General features: G+C 71.5%; 17 protein-coding genes. 4 read left to right on the top strand and 13 right to left on the bottom strand.

The genetic code is table 11. From position 1 onward, the window contains the following. The first annotated feature begins 3 nt into the window (after positions 1-3). Together IFT88_RS11860 and IFT88_RS11855 are read left to right on the top strand one after the other, a co-directional pair. A complete protein-coding gene (locus IFT88_RS11860; protein ID WP_043595701.1) occupies positions 4-840 on the top strand; it encodes a hypothetical protein in 837 nt (278 codons plus the stop codon). Beyond that, positions 837-1,184 (top strand): helix-turn-helix domain-containing protein, encoded by a 348-nt coding sequence (locus tag IFT88_RS11855; protein WP_043595703.1) that lies wholly within the window; start codon positions 837-839, stop codon positions 1,182-1,184. The genes IFT88_RS11860 and IFT88_RS11855 overlap by 4 nt, the downstream gene beginning before the upstream one ends. 55 nt (positions 1,185-1,239) lie before the next feature. Here the strand turns inward: IFT88_RS11855 and IFT88_RS11850 are convergent, their stop codons facing one another. The 7 genes from IFT88_RS11850 to IFT88_RS11820 form a co-directional block, all read right to left on the bottom strand. Further along, positions 1,240-1,578: a hypothetical protein gene (locus IFT88_RS11850; RefSeq protein ID WP_043595704.1), complete on the bottom strand. Its 339-nt coding sequence runs from the start codon at positions 1,576-1,578 to the stop codon at positions 1,240-1,242. Continuing rightward, positions 1,575-1,919 (bottom strand): hypothetical protein, encoded by a 345-nt coding sequence (locus IFT88_RS11845; protein WP_056225079.1) that lies wholly within the window; start codon positions 1,917-1,919, stop codon positions 1,575-1,577. Before IFT88_RS11845 ends, IFT88_RS11850 begins: the two co-directional genes overlap by 4 nt. Next, on the bottom strand, positions 1,916-2,407 hold the full coding sequence (locus IFT88_RS11840) for a nucleotidyltransferase family protein (RefSeq protein ID WP_192120783.1): 492 nt from the start codon (positions 2,405-2,407) through the stop codon (positions 1,916-1,918). The genes IFT88_RS11845 and IFT88_RS11840 overlap by 4 nt, the downstream gene beginning before the upstream one ends. 56 nt (positions 2,408-2,463) lie before the next feature. Beyond that, complete coding sequence (locus IFT88_RS11835; RefSeq protein WP_052505321.1) at positions 2,464-3,672, bottom strand: GAF domain-containing protein; 1,209 nt, start codon at positions 3,670-3,672, stop codon at positions 2,464-2,466. A 137-nt stretch (positions 3,673-3,809) separates the two neighbouring features. Further along, on the bottom strand, positions 3,810-4,412 hold the full coding sequence (locus tag IFT88_RS11830) for a hypothetical protein (protein ID WP_192120781.1): 603 nt from the start codon (positions 4,410-4,412) through the stop codon (positions 3,810-3,812). Positions 4,413-4,550: 138 nt separating this feature from the next. After that, positions 4,551-5,117 carry a type 1 glutamine amidotransferase domain-containing protein gene (locus tag IFT88_RS11825; RefSeq protein ID WP_192120779.1) on the bottom strand — a complete coding sequence of 189 codons (567 nt, stop codon included), beginning with the start codon at positions 5,115-5,117 and terminating at the stop codon, positions 4,551-4,553. A 123-nt stretch (positions 5,118-5,240) separates the two neighbouring features. Beyond that, the gene (locus IFT88_RS11820; protein WP_249409010.1) at positions 5,241-6,140 is read right to left on the bottom strand and encodes a sugar-binding transcriptional regulator; all 900 of its coding nucleotides are present in this window, start codon (positions 6,138-6,140) and stop codon (positions 5,241-5,243) included. Between the two features lie 192 nt (positions 6,141-6,332). Between IFT88_RS11820 and IFT88_RS11815 the strand changes: the two genes are divergently transcribed. Next, positions 6,333-8,075 (top strand): glycerol-3-phosphate dehydrogenase/oxidase, encoded by a 1,743-nt coding sequence (locus tag IFT88_RS11815; protein ID WP_043595729.1) that lies wholly within the window; start codon positions 6,333-6,335, stop codon positions 8,073-8,075. A gap of 180 nt (positions 8,076-8,255) precedes the next feature. Continuing rightward, complete coding sequence (locus IFT88_RS11810; RefSeq protein ID WP_052505322.1) at positions 8,256-8,915, top strand: GntR family transcriptional regulator; 660 nt, start codon at positions 8,256-8,258, stop codon at positions 8,913-8,915. Positions 8,916-8,939: 24 nt separating this feature from the next. Here the strand turns inward: IFT88_RS11810 and IFT88_RS11805 are convergent, their stop codons facing one another. From IFT88_RS11805 to IFT88_RS11780, 6 genes are read right to left on the bottom strand one after another with little or no spacing between them, the layout of a single operon-like run. Then, entirely contained in the window at positions 8,940-9,701 is a 762-nt protein-coding gene (locus tag IFT88_RS11805) for a GntR family transcriptional regulator (protein WP_200925430.1), read from the bottom strand. Then, positions 9,682-11,346, bottom strand: a complete 1,665-nt coding sequence (locus IFT88_RS11800; protein WP_056225068.1) for a dipeptide ABC transporter ATP-binding protein — start codon at positions 11,344-11,346, stop codon at positions 9,682-9,684. Before IFT88_RS11800 ends, IFT88_RS11805 begins: the two co-directional genes overlap by 20 nt. Further along, on the bottom strand, positions 11,330-13,282 hold the full coding sequence (locus IFT88_RS11795) for a gamma-glutamyltransferase family protein (protein WP_342212148.1): 1,953 nt from the start codon (positions 13,280-13,282) through the stop codon (positions 11,330-11,332). The genes IFT88_RS11800 and IFT88_RS11795 overlap by 17 nt, the downstream gene beginning before the upstream one ends. Before the next feature lie 7 nt (positions 13,283-13,289). Beyond that, on the bottom strand, positions 13,290-14,177 hold the full coding sequence (locus IFT88_RS11790) for an ABC transporter permease (RefSeq protein ID WP_056225060.1): 888 nt from the start codon (positions 14,175-14,177) through the stop codon (positions 13,290-13,292). After that, the gene (locus IFT88_RS11785) at positions 14,174-15,127 is read right to left on the bottom strand and encodes an ABC transporter permease (RefSeq protein WP_043595715.1); all 954 of its coding nucleotides are present in this window, start codon (positions 15,125-15,127) and stop codon (positions 14,174-14,176) included. The genes IFT88_RS11790 and IFT88_RS11785 overlap by 4 nt, the downstream gene beginning before the upstream one ends. 4 nt (positions 15,128-15,131) lie before the next feature. Further along, a complete protein-coding gene (locus tag IFT88_RS11780; protein WP_192120775.1) occupies positions 15,132-16,841 on the bottom strand; it encodes an ABC transporter substrate-binding protein in 1,710 nt (569 codons plus the stop codon). Between the last annotated feature and the right edge of the window lie 896 nt (positions 16,842-17,737).

Genomic DNA, 17,737 nt, shown 5'->3' with positions numbered 1-17,737 from the left:
CACATGGCCTTCGACATCGACAAGTTCGCCGCGACCTCCGAACGACTGAGCTGGGACGACCTCGACCTCGACCACTTCCGCAAGAACCCGCTGTCGGCGGACTCGCTGCGGACGCTGCGCTACATGGCCGACGTCGAGTACCACACGGTCTGCTACACCCGTGACCTGCTCACGACTCCTTCTCACAAAGAGAACGAGATGACCACGTTCATGACGATGTGGAACCGCGAGGAGTTCTGGCACGGCGAGGCCCTCGCCGCCATCCTCGAGGTGCACGGCATCACGGTCGACTACGACCAGCTGCGGGCCAACCGCCTCAAGCTCGGCTGGCGCGAGCGCCTCGACCCGGTCAAGCAGGGCCTGCTCGGCAAGATCGTCGGCTCCGACTTCGTCGCCGTCCACATGTCGTGGGGCGCCGCCAACGAGTACTCGGCCGTGTCGGCGTACAAGCGCATGGCCGAGCTCGAGCAGGACCCGGTGCTCGCCGAGCTGCTGAAGCGCATCGCCAAGCAAGAGGCCCGCCACGTCGCGTTCTACGTCTCGCAGGCCCGCGAGCGTCTGCTCGCGAGCAAGAAGGCCCAGAAGCTGACGCGCTTCCTGTTGTCGAAGGTCTGGGCCCCCGTCGGCTCGTCGATCATGGAGGTCGACGACGTCAAGTTCGTCTTCGGCCAGCTGATGAGCGGCGAAGACGGCCGCAAGGCCGCCGTCAAGCTCGACCAGAACATCTCGAACCTGCCGGGCATGAGCGGCCTCACGATCTTCCAGAAGGCCCTCGACGGCCTCGGCATCCGCGCGGACTCGGTCGGCGGCTCCTCCGCCGGTTCGGTCGCCACGGCGTGAAGACGAGCCACCTGAGGCACTTCCTCGTCGCCGCCGACGTGCTGCACTTCCCGGTCGCGGCCGACAAGCTCGGCATCTCGCGACAGAAGCTCGAGTCGTCCATCGAGGCGCTCGAGCTCGAGTTCGGTGCGAAGCTGTTCGACCGTGACGTCACGCCCTACCGGTTGACCAAGGCCGGCAAGGCCGCGGTGGTCGTCGCCGAGGACGAACTGGCGAGCCCGTCCACCCCGACGCCGCCACCACCCCCGCCGGCCGGCGGCAAGGCCAAGGCGTCCAAGGGCAAGGGCCGCACTCCCGCGGTCAAGGGCCAGCCCAAGCCGTTCAAGAAGCGCCAGGGCCGCTAGGCCCGGAGCCCGCCACGAGAGGGACCCTGCACCATCGGACCGCGTGGTGCGGTGGTCAGTTCGTGGCGGCGTCGGACTCGACGCCGGCGAACCACTCGGCGTACCGCGTGTTCCGTGCCATGCGGCGGGTCTCGTCGGGTGCGTCGTCGTCCCACCACACCGGGCCGCGTTCGCCCAGCGACGTCTTGGCGGCGTCGACCCGGGCCCGGGCGTCCTCGACGGCGGCAGCGTCGTCGGCGGCCAGCGCCGTCTTCTTCGCGCGCCGCGCCTCCATCAGGTCGTGGACCAAGGAGGCGCGGGTCGCCTCGTCGAGGCGCGGATCGGTCCGGCGCCACAGCCGGCCACGGACCACGAGGTACCGGCCGTCGGGCGTGACCAGGGGTTCGGCGCTCATCCGTCGCGGCGGTGACGCTGCACGAGGGAGTGCAGGAGGGGAAAGCTCCGGGTCACGGTCTGCCAGAGGGTCTCACGGTCGAGGCGATCGTCGTGATGGACGACGAAGTCGCGGTTCTTGGCGGCGAGGGAGAACTCGACCTCGTGGAACCTCGTGCCGTCGTACGCGACCAAGCGTTTGCTCAGGTCACCGGCCCGGTTGGCCAGCGCCTCGAACGCCAACGGAAGCGCGGGGTCGCCGTCGAACGCCTCGCGACCCCGGGACACGAGCTCGGCCGAGGCCGTGAGGGTCGCGTCGAGGTCGGCCAGCCAGCGTTGGGCGCGGTCCGGAGGGGGGATCACACGGGCACCGCTTGCGCCAAGATCTCGCGATCGGTCTCGGGGTCGAGTGCCCGCCGGGACACGACGTCGACCTGACGCTGGAACACGGCTTCCATGTCGAGCTCGAACTGGGCGAAGTCGAAGTAGGTCGCCTCGGCCCCCGGATCGACCAGAAGGTCGATGTCGCTGTCGTCGGTCTCGGTCCCGCGGGCGACCGACCCGAAGACGCTGACGGCGTCGATGTGGCTCAGGCCCGCGAGGCGCCGGACGAGATCGGCACGCGAGGTGATCTCGTCCAGCAGCGAGACGCCCCCTCGACCGGACGGGGGACGCTCGGACATCTCGACGAAACGGCTCCACGGCACGATGACGACCTCGGGGCGGCGGTGCGGCCCCACGGCGACGGCCGGACGGTCGGGGTCGAGCCTGAAGTCCCTCATGAGGCGACTGAAGCCGCTGCGGGCATCAGCCACGGCGAGGACGTCGGCGCCTCGGATGGAGGTCTCCATGGAGACGATGCTAGCGCGGAGCCCCTCAGCGTGTACATCTTTCTGTACATCTGTTCTCAGGCCCGCGCGACGGCCTGCTTCGCGAGCTCGCGCTGCACGCTGAGGGCGAGCTCGCGCAGCATGACGAGGTCGACGCTCTCGACCGTGCGGGGCTCGGGGTCGGCGACGCAGAGCGCACCGATGCGGACGCCGTCGGGGCTCTCGACCGGGTAGCCGGCGTAGAACCGCGCCGGCGCCTCGACGCCGAACCGTTCGTCGGCCCAGGCGTCCTCGACGATGAACGGCTGGCCGCCGGCGACCGTGTGGGCGCAGAACGAGAGCGCCATCGGCAGCTCGCGGTCACCGCCTCCGGCGAGGGCCTTGTTCCAGTGTCGGTCAGCGGTGACGAGGGAGAACGCGGCCCCGCTCGCGCCGAGCAGGGTCCGCGCCCGTTCGACGATGTCGTCGAAGCGTTCCTCGGGATCGGTGTCGAGGAGGCCGAGAGCCCGGATCGCCTCGATGCGGTCGACCTCGGCCTGTGGAGCGTGTCGGCGCGCCCGGGCCACGCCGCCACCGGCGGACATCTGCGCGTCGAGCATGGGCGCGAGCATCTCGGCCTGCGCCTCGCCCCAGCGGGCGTACTTGGCGATCAGCTTGTCCCGGTCGTCGTGGCCCGAGAGCGGCGACGGTGGCATGAGCACGTGCACGCGGGGGTGGGTCGAGCAGACGTCCCGGATGGTCTCGTTCAGCTCGGCCGCGTGTCGGTCGACGAGGCCGCCACCGGCGATGCGGAACACCGTCACCTCGCTGGGCGACTGGACGCCCGTGACGAGCACGGGACTGCTCGCGCCCCCGGTCTCGGTCTCGATGTGCACGAGCAGGTCGACGAACGCACGCCGCCACTTCGTGACGTCGGTCATGGCGAGGGCGTCGTTGATGCCCGTCACCACGACCACGGCGTCGTAGCGCGTGAGGTCACGGTGTCCGAGCACCTGCCGGGCGGACACCGTCCCCATCGAGGGGTCGGCCACGACGTCGACGTCGACCCCGCGCCCCGTCGCCTGCGAGACCGCCCGCGCGAGATGACCCGCGAGCCCCAGGTCGTGGCTGCGGACGCCCCACCCGACGGCGGGCCCGCTGCCGAACAGCAGCACGCGATCGGGGCTGACACCCGGAGCGTGCGTCCGTGCGACTCCCTCGGGCCGGGGCAACCCCAGGCGTCGGTCGAACCAGCGGTTGCGCTGGCGGATCATCCCGCGCACGAGCGGACTGACGAAACGGTTCATGCCGGGTTCCTCCCACAGCGGTGGCCTGATCGACGAGGGCTCCGCGTGGTGAGGGCCGAGCGGTGTCCCTCCATGCTCTCGCCCGGGTACCGGGCGGGCCAGCCCCAGGTCGGGGGGCCGACGGACGAACGCACCCGTCAGGTCGAGTGCGGAGCGTCCGACCGCTGCGGCGGCTGCGCGAGCAGGTCGGCGAGGTCGACCTCGACGAGATCACGGAGGCGCTGGTCGCGTTCGTCGGGATACGCCGGGTCGACCGCCTCGACGGCCGACACCTTCGTGACGATCGCGGCCCCGACGTCGCCCCAGGCCCGGTCGACCGCCGCCGCGACGATGTCGCCCACGAAGTCGTCGTCGGACTGCAGCTCGTCCAGCCGGTCGGCCACGGCCGTGTAGGTCTTCTCCCGGAACCAGAGGGTGTCGTCGTCCCCGCGCCGGTAGTCGTGCTGGTGTCGCGACCGCCCCTTGGCCTTGAGGGCCTTCGCCCGTTCGCCGCCGATCCGTTCGTTCTGCTCGCGTTGTTCCGCCGCGAGGCGACCGAGGATGGTGCGCACGGCCTCGCGGGTGCGCTCGTGGTCGAAGTGCTCGTCGTCGCGCAGGGCACGGATGACGATCGAGTTGGCCACCGAGACGACGGCGGCCGCACGCGAGATGAGGACGCCCTCGGCGACGGCACGCTCGAGGGCGGCGGGATCGGGCGTCGCCGGTTCGGAGGGGACCCCGCGCGTCTTGCCGAACTTCATCGCGCCTCTCTCTCGACCGGGTGGCGCCGGAGCGCCGGGTGACGGACCGACGGTGGCCCGACGTCCCATTAAAGACCCACGGCGGGGTCCGTCGCCCCGGAGCGGGACGACGGACCCCGCCGCGACGGGGACGACGGATCAGGCCGTGGCGGCCAGGGCCGTCGAGGTCTCGCGGACGAAGTCGTCGAGGTCGCCGGGGTCACGCGACGTGACGAGCGTGAAGCCCTGCTCGACGTCGGTCACCACCGAGCGGTCGACCCAGGTGCCGCCGGCGTTGCGGACGTCGGTCTGCAGCGAGGCGTAGGAGGTGAGCTCCTTGCCCCTCACGAGGCCGGCCTCGATGAGTGCCCACGGGCCGTGGCAGATCGCGGCGATCGGCTTGCCCGCCGTGGCGAAGGCCGTGACGAGGTCGACGGCGTCGCTCTCGGTTCGCAGGGTGTCCGCGTTGATGGTGCCGCCGGGCACGAGCAGGAGGTCGTGGTCGGCGGCGTCGACCTCGGCGATGGTCGTGTCGGGACGGACGGTCTGACCCGGGTCCTTGTCGCCGACGAGCGTCTGGATCGGCTCGGTGGAGACGCCGGCGACGACGACGGTGGCGCCCTGCTCGCGCAGCTTCGCGACGGGGACGACGAGCTCGTCCTGCTCGACGCCGTAGTTGGTGACGATCGCGAGAACGCGGCGTCCGGTGAGTTCGGTGCTTGCCATGGTGATGCTCCTCTCGGGGCCGGTCGGGGCCCGGTGTGCGACCCCTCCCGTCTACGCGGGCGGGCTGGGTCGCGGCTGGCCCGGTGTACCCCACCCGCGCCTCCGGACCACGGCCTCGTCGGCTCAGCTGGCCAGCAGCGCCCTGGCGGTCCCCTCGTCGAGGATCAGGTCGGTGACCAGGCCCGCGGCGAGCGCACCGCGGACGCTGACGACCTTGGCCTCGCCGGCGACGACGCAGACGCGACGCGGCGTGCGCCGGATGGTCGCCAGGTCGGGCCCCGTGGCGCGCTGGTTGAGCTCGATGTCGGCCGACGAGCCGTCCTCGCGGAAGAACACGGTCGCGACGTCGCCCACCACGTGGTCGTGGCCGAGGCTGTCGTGGTCGCTCTGCTCGAGGTAGCCACCCGAGTAGACGTGGCTCGGCACGTGCGCCTCGCGCGAGCCGACGCCGAAGACGACGAGGTCCATGGCGCCCTGCAACGAGAGGACGCGCCGGGTGCTGCGCTCCCGCCAGAGGGCGCGCTTGGTCGCCGGGTCGTCGAAGAACGCCGGCACGGGGAACTGCTGGATCAGGGCGCCGTACGCGTGACCGAACCGTCGCAGGATCTCGCTGGCGTACTCGATGCCCGTGGTGCGGGTGTTCGCCGCACCGTTGAGCTGGACGAAGACGGTGTTGTGCGTGGTCTTGGGCACCAGGTACCGGCTGACCGCACTGACGGTGGAGCCCCAGGCGACGCCGACGACCATGTTCGAGTCGACGTACTGGGTGAGCGTTCGTGCAGCCGACAGCGCGACGCGGTCGAGCCGGTCGACGTCGCTCGTCTGGTCGGGCACCGGGACCACGTGCGCGACCACGCCGAAGCGTCGGTGCAGACCCTCTCCCACGGCCGTCGGCTGGTCGAGGGGTGACTTGATCTGGATGTCGACGAGGCCCGTCTCGCGAGCCGACTTCAGGAGGCGCGAGACCGACGAGCGGGACGTCTGCAGTTCGTGCGCGATCGCCTCCATCGTGAGGTCCTGCATGTAGTAGAGATGCGCGGCACGTAGGGCCTCCTGCGTGCGTTCGGACGTGTCGCCAGCGACCAACGGGACCTCCTTGCACGTTCGTGCAGATCCGTTGCACCTTGTGTGCATCGGGACGACGATGAATCTACCGGCCCGCAGGACGAGTCGGTCACCACCACCTGACATCGCATCTCGAAAGAAGCAGTGACCATGTCGAAGAAGACAGACTCGATCCGTCCCAACGTGCAGCGCATCGTCGACCGCCCGACGGCACAGGTGCTCGTCGTCGGCGGTGGCATCAACGGCATCGCGACCTTCCGCGACCTCGCCCTCCAGGGCGTCGACGTCGTGCTGGTCGAACGCGCCGACTACGCGTCGGGGGCGTCCGCCGCGTCGTCGCACATGATCCACGGCGGCATCCGTTACCTCGAGAACGGCGAGTTCCGCCTCGTCCGCGAGAGCGTGGAAGAACGCAACGGCCTGCTCAAGATCGCGCCGCACTACGTCAAACCGCTGCAGACCACGATGCCGATCTTCTCGACGTTCAGCGGCATCATGAACGCGCCGCTGCGCATGCTGACGCACAAGCAGCGCTCCACGAAGGAGCGCGGCGCCCTGCTGATCAAGGTCGGCATGACGATGTACGACTCGTTCTCGCGCGACGGCGGCTCGGTGCCGCGTCACAAGTTCCTCGGGCGCAAGAAGGCCCTCGCCGAGATGCCGCACCTCAACAAGGCACTCAAGTACACGGGCACCTACTACGACGCGTCGGTGCACGAGCCCGAGCGCCTCGCGCTCGATGTGCTGAAGGACGGCCTGGCCGCCGGCGACAACGCCCGGAGCGCCAACTACCTCGAGGCCGTCGGCACCGCCGACGGCGGCGTGACCCTGCGCGACGTCGTCACCGGCACCGAGTTCACGGTGAAGGCCGACGTCGTCATCAACGCCTCGGGCCCCTGGACCGACCTCACCAACAAGGCCTTCGGTGCCGAGTCCCAGTACATGGGCGGCACCAAGGGCTCGCACATCGTCGTCGACAGCCCTGAGCTGCTCGAGGCCACGAACGGTCGCGAGATCTTCTTCGAGAACAACGACGGCCGCATCGTCCTGATCTACCCGCTCAAGGGTCGCGTGCTCATCGGCACGACCGACCTCGAGGCCGACATGGCCGAGCCGGCCGTCTGCACCGAAGAAGAGGTCGACTACTTCTTCGACCTGGTGAAGCACGTCTACCCCGACATCGAGCTCGACCGCGGCCACATCGTCTACCGCTACTCGGGCGTCCGCCCGCTGCCGAAGCACGACGACCTCGCCGCGGGCTTCGTGTCCCGTGACTACCGCATCGTCGAGACCGAGGTCGCCGAGCTGCCCGGCACGACCGTCCTCAGCCTCGTCGGCGGCAAGTGGACCACGTTCCGCGCCCTGTCGGCCCACCTCTCGACCGAGGCGACGACGAAGCTCGGCGTGACGCGGTCGGTGGACACGACGGGCATGGCGATCGGCGGCGGCAAGGGCTTCCCGACCACCGACGGCGCCCGCACCACCTGGGTGGCGGCCCACGCCGACGGGCTCGACCGCGACCAGGTCGACCGCCTGCTGACCCGGTACGGCACCCGCGCCTCGGACGTCATCGAGGTGCTGCTCGACCAGCCGTCGCAGGCCCTCGAGGCCGACTCGACGCTGACCACGGCCGAGATCGCCTACTTCGCCGAGCACGAGGACGCCGTCCACCTGGCCGACGTCGTGTTGCGCCGCACCAACCTCGCGTTCGTCGGTGGCGTCACCATCGAGCTGCTCACCGAGATCGCCGACGTCATGGCCGGCTCGCTCGGCTGGACGACCGAACAGCGCGACGACGAGATCGAGCAGACCCTCACGACCCTGCGCGACTCGCACGGCGTCGAAGTCGCCTCGCAGCACGTGCCCGCAGCGACCCCCGCCGCCGCCCAGTAGCCGCACCGACCCGAGTCACGAAGCCCCGCCCCCCGTCGTGGAGGCGGGGTTTCGTCGCGCCCGGGACCGAGCCCGTCCACTGGCATTGACATGTGGACTTCGCTGCCCATCGGGCAAAATGTGACGTTTCCGTATTAGGATGCTGGCCGGGCACACGCCCGTGAGGATCTAGGAGGCCGCATGCCGATTCCCGTCACTCCCCCTGCCGCCGAGCGACAGCTGCTGCGCGACACGGTCCGCAGCCGCATCCGTGACGCGATCATCGACGGCACGCTCGAACCGGGCGAACGCCTGCACGACGACGAGCTGATCGCCTGGCTGCAGGTGTCGCGCACCCCGATCCGCGAGGCACTCGGCGACCTCGTGCGTGCCGGCCTCGTCGAGATGGCGCCGAACCGCTACACGAAGGTCGCGACGCCGAAGGCCGAAGAGGCCGTCCAGGCGGTCCAGACCCTCGGCGTGCTCTTCGGCGGCGCCGTCCGCCTGGCCGTCCCGAACCTGCCGGCCGCCGTCAAGCGCGAGATCGTGCGGGCGATCGACGTCTGCCTCGGTGATCTCGACCGTGAGGACGCCCCGGCGCTGAACGCCCACGCCATCGCGCTCTTCTCGACCTACGTCGACCACTGCGGCAACCCGTCACTGGTCAAGGTGTGCACCGACGTCACCGACGGCCTCGCCTACAAACTGCGCGTGCCGAACATCGTCCAGGTGCTGCAGTGGGACTCGATGGCCGACTCGTTTGCCGCCCTGCGCGAGGCGACCGAGGCCGGCGACCCCATCGCCGCCGAACTCGCCGCCGAAGACCTGCACGCCCTGCCCGGCCACCGCCCGGTCGCCTGAGCGGGAGACCCGAGGAGGCGCGGGTCAGGTCGCCGGGAGCGTCGGCGTCGGGATGGTCGGCGGCAGGGCGGGCGGCGTGGCCCGCAGGTCGGCCACGCGGTCGGCCGGCTCGGTGCGGGCGAGGAAGCCGATGCGCGACTCGCGGACGTGCCACCCCATCAGCTCGGCGGCCCCGGCCTCGTCGCCCGCGTCGATCGCCGCGAGGATGCGGCGGTGGTCGGGCCAGAGCCGCTTGCCTCGCGAGAAGGTGTCGAGTGCGTACAGCCACTCGATCTTGTTCGACAGCTGGCGCAGCAGGGTCGCCAGTGTGGCACTCCCGCTCAGCTGCGCCACGCCGACGTGGAACCGGTCGTTGAGCTCGACGAGACGGTCGAGGTCGCCGGCCTCGACGGCGGCGTCCCCGTCGTCGAGCAGCTGGCCGAGCACGCGCCGTGTCCGCCACCAGTCCTCGGGCGGGCGCGGCTCGCCGAACAGCTCGCGCGCCCGCAGGGCGGCCCGACGCGCGGTCGAGATCTCGAGGGCCTCGCGGACGGCGAAGAGGTCGTCGGCCTCGTCGACCGGGATCGCCGCGACCCGACTGCCCACGTGGGGCGTCGACTCGACGAACCCCTCGGCCTCGAGCGCGCGCAGCGCCTCGCGCACCGGGACGCGCGAGACGCCGTGGCGGCGGGCGACCGAGGCCTCGGTGATGCGCGTCCCCGGCACGAGGGTGCCCTCGACGATCTCGCGACGCAGAGCGTCGACGAGGACGACGGGCGGCGGGCCCTCAGAGGGCGAGGCTGGCACCGGGGATGGCTCCCAACAGTTCGGTCGTGTACTCGGCACGGGGCGACAAGAAGATGTCGTCGACGCTACCGCGCTCGACCACGGCGCCCTTGCGCATCACCACCACGTCGTGGGCGATCTGGCGCACGACGGCCAGGTCGTGCGTGATGAACAGGTAGCTGAGGCCGAGTCGACGCTGCAGGTCGCCGAGCAACTCGAGGATCTGCTCCTGGACGAGCACGTCGAGCGCCGAGACGGCCTCGTCGCAGATGAGCAGCTCGGGCTCCAGCGCGAGCGCCCGCGCGATGGCCACCCGTTGGCGCTGGCCACCCGACAGCTCGTTCGGCCGGCTCTGGGCGACCGATCGGGGCAGGGCGACCTGGTCGAGCAGCTCGGCGACCCGCTGCCTGCGGGAGGCCCGGTCGCCGACGCCGAAGATGCGCAAGGGCTCGTCGATCAACCGCTCGACGCTGTACGACGGGTCGAGCGAACCGTAGGGGTCCTGGAAGACGGGCTGCACGCGGCGACGCAGTGCTCGACGGGACGCACCCCGGCTCGCCGTGATGCTCTCGCCGTCGATCAGGGCCGACCCGCTCGTCGCCGACTCGAGGCCGAGCACGATGCGGGCCACGGTCGTCTTGCCCGAGCCGGACTCCCCCACGATCGCCGTCGTGGTGCCGCGCGGCACCTCGAACGAGACGTGGTCGACGGCCCGCACCTGCTCGCCACGGCGACCACGGAGGCGGAACTCCTTGACCAGGTCGGTGACGGTCAGGATCGGGTCGACCCGCGCCTCCTTCGCGTCCGTCGTGTCGTCGAGGACGGCCTCGCCGCGACGGAGGGCGGTGGCCGAAGCCAGCGTCGGCGCGGCCGCGACGAGGCGCTTCGTGTACTCGTGCTGCGGGCGACGCAGGATCTGCTCGGGCGTGCCCTGCTCGACGACGCGACCCTCGAGCATCACGACGATGCGGTCGGTGCGGTCGGCGGCGAGCCCCAGGTCGTGGGTGATGAAGAGCAGGGACGTGCCGCGGCTCTCGACCAGCGTCTGCAGGTGGTTCAGGATCTGCCGCTGCACCGTCACGTCGAGCGCGCTGGTCGGCTCGTCGGCGATCAACAGCTGCGGCTCGCGGGCCAGGGCGATCGCGATGAGCACGCGCTGGCGCATGCCGCCCGAGAACTCGTGGGGGAACTGCCCCGCCCGGCGCTCGGCCTCGGGGATGCCCGCCTCGGTCATCAACGCGACGACGCGACGCTGCACCTCGTCGTGGCCACGGAGCCCGTGGGTGCGCAGGGCGTCGGCGATCTGGGCACCGACCTTCATCGACGGGTTCAGGTTGGTGGACGGGTCCTGCGGCACCAGGCCGATGCGCGCGCCCCGCACCTGGCGCATGGGCGCCTCGGTGGCCTGCGCGAGGTCGAGGGTGCTGCCGTCGGGGCCCGCGAGCTCGATCGTGCCGCCCGTGATGTGGCCGGCCCCGGGCAGCAGGCGCAGGATGGCCGCGACCACCGTCGACTTGCCCGAGCCGGACTGGCCGACGATCGCCACCCGCTCGCCCGGCAGGACGTCGAGGTCGACGCCGTGCACGGCGGGGGTGTCGCCGAACGAGACGCGCAGGTCGCGCACGCTCAGCAAGGGGGAGGTCGGGTTCTCAGCGTCCTGCGGCATAGGCCTGGGCTCCTCGGGGGTTGGCGGCGGCGGAGAGCACGCCGGTCTCGGGGTCTCGCGAGACGCTCGACAGCCGGCCCAGGGACCAGCCGCCGGCGCGGGTGACGACGTGGCCGCGGGCGACCAGCGCGTCGATGACGTCGTCGCCCAGACGGTCCTCGACGACGACGCCCCCGGGCTCCCAGGTGCGGGGCCAGAAGCTGCCGGGGAACGACGTGGTGTGCAGCGCGGGGGCGTCGATCGCCTGCTGCGGGGTGTACCCGCCGACGATCGTGCGCAGCAGGTAGAGCAGCTGCCACTGGTCCTGCTGGTCGCCGCCGGGCGAGCCGAGCGCGACGACGGGCTCGCCGTCCTTCAGCACGAGCGTGGGCGTCAGCGTCGTGCGCGGGCGGGTGCCGGGCTCGAGGGTCGACGCCGTGCCCTCGTCCAGCCACGACATCTGCAGCCGGCTGCCGAGGCAGAAGCCGAGCTCGGGGATCGTCGGCGACGACTGCAGCCAGCCGCCCGACGGGGTCGCCGAGACGATGTTGCCCCAGCGGTCGACGACGTCGAGATGGCAGGTGTCGCCGCGCGTCTCGCCGGTCGGCTCGGTGAACGGCTCGGCCAGACGGTCGGCAGGAGGCGCGGTGCCGGTCGCCGGGGCGTCCTCGGTCGGTGCGACGGGCGCGGCGGATGCGGCGGATGCGCCGGGTGCGGCGCCGGGTGCCGGTGCCCGCCCGGGGGCGGCGACCGTGGGCTCACCGACGCCGGCGGGTGCCTCGCTGAGCGCGGGCGGCAGGTACTCGGTGCGCATCGTGGGCAGGGCGAACGGATCGCGACCGGGGACGTCGCCGGGTCGCAGTTCGTGCGACGCCCGGTCGCCGATCAGCGCGCGACGCTCGTCGGCGTAGTCCGCGGACAAGAGGGTCGCGAGGGGCACGTCACCGGGGCCGTACCAGGCCTCGCGATCGGCCATCGCGAGCTTCTGCGCCTCGACGACGGTGTGGGCGCCGACCGCGGTCGACGGGTCGAGCAGCTCGTCGTCGAGCGGTTCGAGCAGCGCCAGCACCTGCAGCAGCGCGGGACCCTGGCCCCAGGCGCCGGTCTTGGCGATCGTGTGGCCGCGGAACTCGATCGTGGTCGCCGGCTCGGTCGTGGCGCGGAACGCGGCGAGGTCCGCGGCCGTGACGACGCCCGCGTGGTCGGTGCCCGACGAATGACGGTGCGGAGTGCGGACGAACTCGTCGATCGCCTGCGCGACGTGTCCGCTGCCCCACTCGACCCGCGCCTCCTCGATCTTCGCCTCGCGGGACGCGTCGGGGCCGAGGGCCTCGCCGGCCGCGACCAGCTCGTCGAGGACGGCCGCGTAGGCCGGGTTCGTCAGCAGGTCGCCCTCGCGTGGCACCTCACCACCGGGCATCCACTGCGCCGCCGAGGTGGGCCAGTGCTCGGTGAAGAGGTCGGCGACGGTCTCGATCGTGGACGCCACGCGCGCCACGATCGGGTGGCCGTCGCGGGCGTAGCCGATCGCGTAGGCGAGGACGTCGGCGAGCGACCAGGTGCCGTGCTCGGCCAGCAGCTTCAGCCAGGCGTCGACCGCACCGGGGACGGCGGCCGCGAGGGCTCCCGACCCGGGCACGAGCTCGAGGCCCTCGGCCAGGTAGTGCTCGCGGGTGGCCCCGGCCGGGGCGGGGCCCTGGCCGACGAGCACGGTCGGGTCGTCGGGGGCCTCGGCCGTCGCGTAGATCGCCGTGAGGTCGCCGCCTGGACCGTTGAGGTGCGGCTCCACGACGTGCAGGACGAAGGCGCCCGCGACGGCCGCGTCGAAGGCGTTGCCGCCGCGCTCGAGGACCGACTGGGCCGAGGCCGTCGCCAGCCAGTGCGTCGACGACGTCATGCCGAAGGTGCCGCGCAGGTCGGGGCGGGTGACGAACTCGTCGGGGGTGGTGTAGGTCACGAGGGGGTCACTTCCGGTCGCTGGCGGTGGGGTCGAGGGCGTCGCGCAGGGCGTCGCCGAACAGGTTGAAGCCCAGGCAGATCACGGCGATCGCCAGTCCCGGCACGACGGCCGCGAACGGCGCCTTGGCCAGGTACTGCTGCGCGTCGCTGAGCATGATGCCCAGACTGGCCGTCGGCGGCTGGATGCCCAGCCCGAGGAACGACAGCAGGGCCTCGCCGATCACGGCGACCGGCATGATGACCGTCGCCTGCACGATGATCGCCGAGACGCAGTTGGGCAGGACGTGCTGGAAGATCACGCGGAGGCCCGTGGCGTCCATCGTCGTCGCGGCGAGGACGAAGTCGGTCGACTTGACGCGCAGCGTCTCTCCGCGCACCACGCGGATCATCGTCGGCACCTGCGCGATGCCGAGGGCGACCACGGCGTTCGTCAGGCTCGGACCGCTGATCGCGGCCAGCGCCACGGCGATGATGAGGAACGGGAACGCCAGCATGACGTCGGTGAGGCGCGAGATGACGCCGTCGAGCCAGCGCCAGTAGCCGGCGAGCAACCCGAGGGGCGTGCCGACCACGACGGCCAGCATCACCGACAACACGCCCACCTGCAGTGAGACGCGGATGCCGTACACGGTGCGCGACAGGATGTCGCGGCCCAGGTCGTCGGTGCCGAGCACGTAGCCCACGGTGCCGGGCACCTGGAACGGCAGTTCGAAGTTCACCCGCGTCGGGTCGTACGGGGCGATGAGCGGCGCGGCGAGGCCGGCGACGAGGACGACGAGCAGCATGACGCCGCCGGTGACGCCCAGCTTGTTGCGGACGAGCCCGCGCCAGACGCGTCCCCGCGCCGAGCCGAGCCCCGCCCCTGCGGCGGTGGGTGTCTCGATGACGGTCACGATGCGCCTCCTACCCTGATGCGCGGGTTGATGACGGAGTACAGGACGTCCACCGCCAGGTTGATCACGATGTAGCCGACCGTGATGATCAGCACGACGGCCTGGATCACCGGGTAGTCGCGAGTGAAGACCGAGTCGAGCGTGAGCTTGCCGAAGCCCGGCAGCGCGAAGATGCGCTCGGTGACCACGGCGCCCGAGATCAGGCCGCCGAGCTGCAGGCCGACGATCGTGACGACCACGATCATCGAGTTGCGCAGGCCGTAGCGCATCAGCACCCGACCCCGACCGAGGCCCTTGGCCCGCGCGGTGCGCACGTAGTCGGTCTTCATCGTCTCGATCATCGAGGCGCGGGTCTGCCGCATGATGACCGCGGCGAGGCTCGTGCCGAGGATCAGCGCGGGCAGGGTCAGGTGGTAGAACGCGCTCGCCGGGTTCTCGGCCACCGGCACGTATCCCGACGCCGGGAACAGGCCGAGACCGGCCGCGAGCCAGAGGATCGCGAGGATGCCGAGCCAGAAGTTCGGCACCGAGAGCCCCACCAGGGCGGCGGCGTTGGCCATCCACTCGGGCCAGCGGCCCCGGTACCGCTCGGCGACGACGCCCAGGGCGACGCCCACGACGACGGCGACGACGATCGCGTAGAGGGCGAGCCAGAGCGTGACCGGCAGGGTGGCACCGATCAGCTCGGTGACCGGTGTGCCGGTGCGGGTGGACTCGCCGAAGTCGCCGCGGACGAAGTTGCCGACGAACCGGCCGTACTGCACGAGCAGCGAGTCGTCGAGGCCGAGGTCGGCCCGGATGGCGGCGACGCGCTCGGGCGTCGCCTCTTCTCCGGCCAGGGCCAGGGCCGGGTCGCCCGGCAGCTGGCGCACGCCCCAGAACACGACGATCGAGGCGATCACGAGCGTGACGGCCGACTGCCAGAGCCGGGTGATCAGGTAACGGGTCATCGGGTCACTCCCCCTCGACGAAGGCGGCGTTGCTGAGGCGCACGACGCCGTCGGCGTAGGTGGACACCCCGGCGACCTCGTTCGTCAGCGCGGTCAGGCTGCGGGTGCGGTACAGGTAGATGAGCGGTTCGTCCTCTTGCACCTGCGTCACGGCCTCGCCGTAGAGCGCGGCACGCTCGTCGACGTCGATGGACGCGGCGGCGTCGGCGAGCAGCTCGTCGACCCGGGGGTTGCTGTAGCCCGAGTAGTTGTTGCCGCCGCCGGTGCGCAGGAAGTTCACCATGTTGCCGTTCGGGTCGACGCGACCGGACCAGCCGAGCTGCAGCGCGTCGAAGTCGCCACGCGACTGCACGTCGAGCAGGGTCGAGTACTCGACCGGGGTGATCGACAGGCGGAACCCGCCGTCCGCCACCTGGGCCTGCAACGCCTGGGCGAGCCGCAACGTGTCGGCGTTGTTGCTGGCCTGGATCTCGATGTCGTAGGGCGTGGCCACGCCCGCCTCGTCGAGGAGGCGCTTCGCCCCCTCGGGGTCGTAGCCCGGGCAGGCGTCGCTGGCGTCCGTGGCGAACGGACTCGTCGGCGGGATCGGCGAGCAGGCGGTGTCGTTCCACCCGCCGAACACGCTCTGGACGAGCGCGTCACGGTCGATCGACATGGCCAGCGCCTGACGGACCCGCACGTCGCTCGCCAGAGGGGTGTCGATCTGCACGGGGTCGGTTCCGACGCCGTCCTGGTTGCCGATGTTCACCGTGATGCCCTGGTAGCCGAACGAGCCGACCTGCAGCACCGTCAGGCCGTCGTCGGCCATGAGGGAGTCGACGTCCATCGTCGACATCGAGTCGGCGACCTGCACGTCACCCGCCCGCACGTTCGCGGCCCGGATGCTCGCGTCGGTGATGATGCGGTACGTGATCGTGTCGAGGTGCACGTCCTCGGCGTCGTAGTAGAGCGGGTCGCGCTCGACCGAGATCGAGGTCTGCGGCACGCGGTCGACGAACTTGAACGGGCCGACGCAGACCGGGGCGTCACCGAAGTCGTCACCCTCGGCCTCGAGCGCCGTCGGCGACATGATCATGCCGGCCCGGTCCGCGAGGGCCGCGGTGAGCGGGGCGAAGGGGCGCTCGTAGGTCAGGCGCACCGTGTCGTCGTCGAGGGCTTCGACCCCGGTGACGGGGCCGAGCTCGCTGGCCCGCGACGAGTCGGGCTTGTCGAGGTGGCGGCGCAGCGTGGTGACCACGGCCTCGGCGTCGAGTGGGGTCCCGTCGGCGAACACGGCGTCGGTGCGCACGGGGATGTCGACCGTCAGCCCGCCGTCCGACAGCGTCGGCAGCTCGGTCGCCAGCAACGGCACGAGGTCACCCTCGGCGTCGATGTCGTACAGCTTCTGGCACACCGTCTCCATGACGTAGCGCGTGTAGAGCGACGACGACGTGGTGGGATCGAGGGCGTCCGGCTCGGCCGACAGCGCCATGACCAGGTCGCCACCCTCGACGATCGTCTTGTCGCCGATGGGGGCGGTGGTGACGTCGGTCTTGTCGGGCGGGTTCGTGCCGGCGGGCTGCTGCGGGACGCAGGCCGTCAGCGCGAGCGTCGCGGCCGCGGCGAGGGCCGGGAGCGCGAGGGCTCGGCGCAGGCGGCGACGGCCGGCCGGAGCGCTCGCGGCGCGGGTCGCGCCGGCGCTCGCGGCGCGGGTCGGGCGGGGTGGGCGGGCCATCGGGCCTCCGATGCTCGGGTGGTATCGGTCTGTGCGGCGTGGATTGCATACAATCCTGCCGCACGCCCCAGTTTTGTATACGAATTGTTTCGCGCGGGTAAAACGTCACGCGGGCTCGCCACCCGCCGGGCGCCGGGCGCCGGGCGCCGTCGCGGCTCGAGACGCACCGCCCACTGAACGTCGCACCGCCTGTTTGTGCGGTGCGACGTTCAGTAGGCGGTGCGAAGCGGAAGGCCGACGCGCAGGAGCTCGGCGCGGAGCTTCACCGGGTGCTCGAGTTCGTCCCAGACCGTCCGGCCGAAGCCCCGGACCTCCGGCCGATCACGGATGCGGTCCTCACGGATCTTCTCGTCGACCACGACCCGAGACGGGGTCTGTCCCTTGAGCCACCGTGCCTGCGTGTACTTCGACAGGCCGTCGAACTCGAGCACGATGCCGAACTCGGGCCACCAGAAGTCGACGACGTCGCGGCCTCCGGCCCAGGGGAATGCCTGCTGCAGCACGGGCGGCGGGGCCCCGAGCTGACGGAGGAGCACTCGACACCAGGACTCGCCCGCCGACTCGGCTCCGGCGTCGGCGAAGGACAGCGCTCGCCGGGCACCGACTCGCCCGCGAGCCGTCGGCCGGGCATCGAGAACGGCCGTCAACTCGTCACGGGTGGACGATCGCGAGTGCAGGACACCGTCGAGAGCGGCGACACCGTCGCGGAAGGACGACGTCAGGGCGAGATCGACTGCGGTGCGCGCCGAGGACGTGACCCGCAGGGAACGGACGACCCGCGCCTCCTCGGGTGTGAGCGGTGCTGCGTGGCGGACGACTCCGGTCGACGTCTGGGTCGACCTCCGAGCCGGGTCGGTGACGTGCACCCGCTCGGGCCACTCGCCGATGACGGGGAC

Source organism: Frigoribacterium sp. CFBP 8751 (assembly GCF_014841545.1).
Lineage (GTDB): Bacteria > Actinomycetota > Actinomycetes > Actinomycetales > Microbacteriaceae > Frigoribacterium.
Note: the sequence above shows the minus strand (reverse complement) of the source record. Positions and strands in the feature narration are given on the sequence as shown.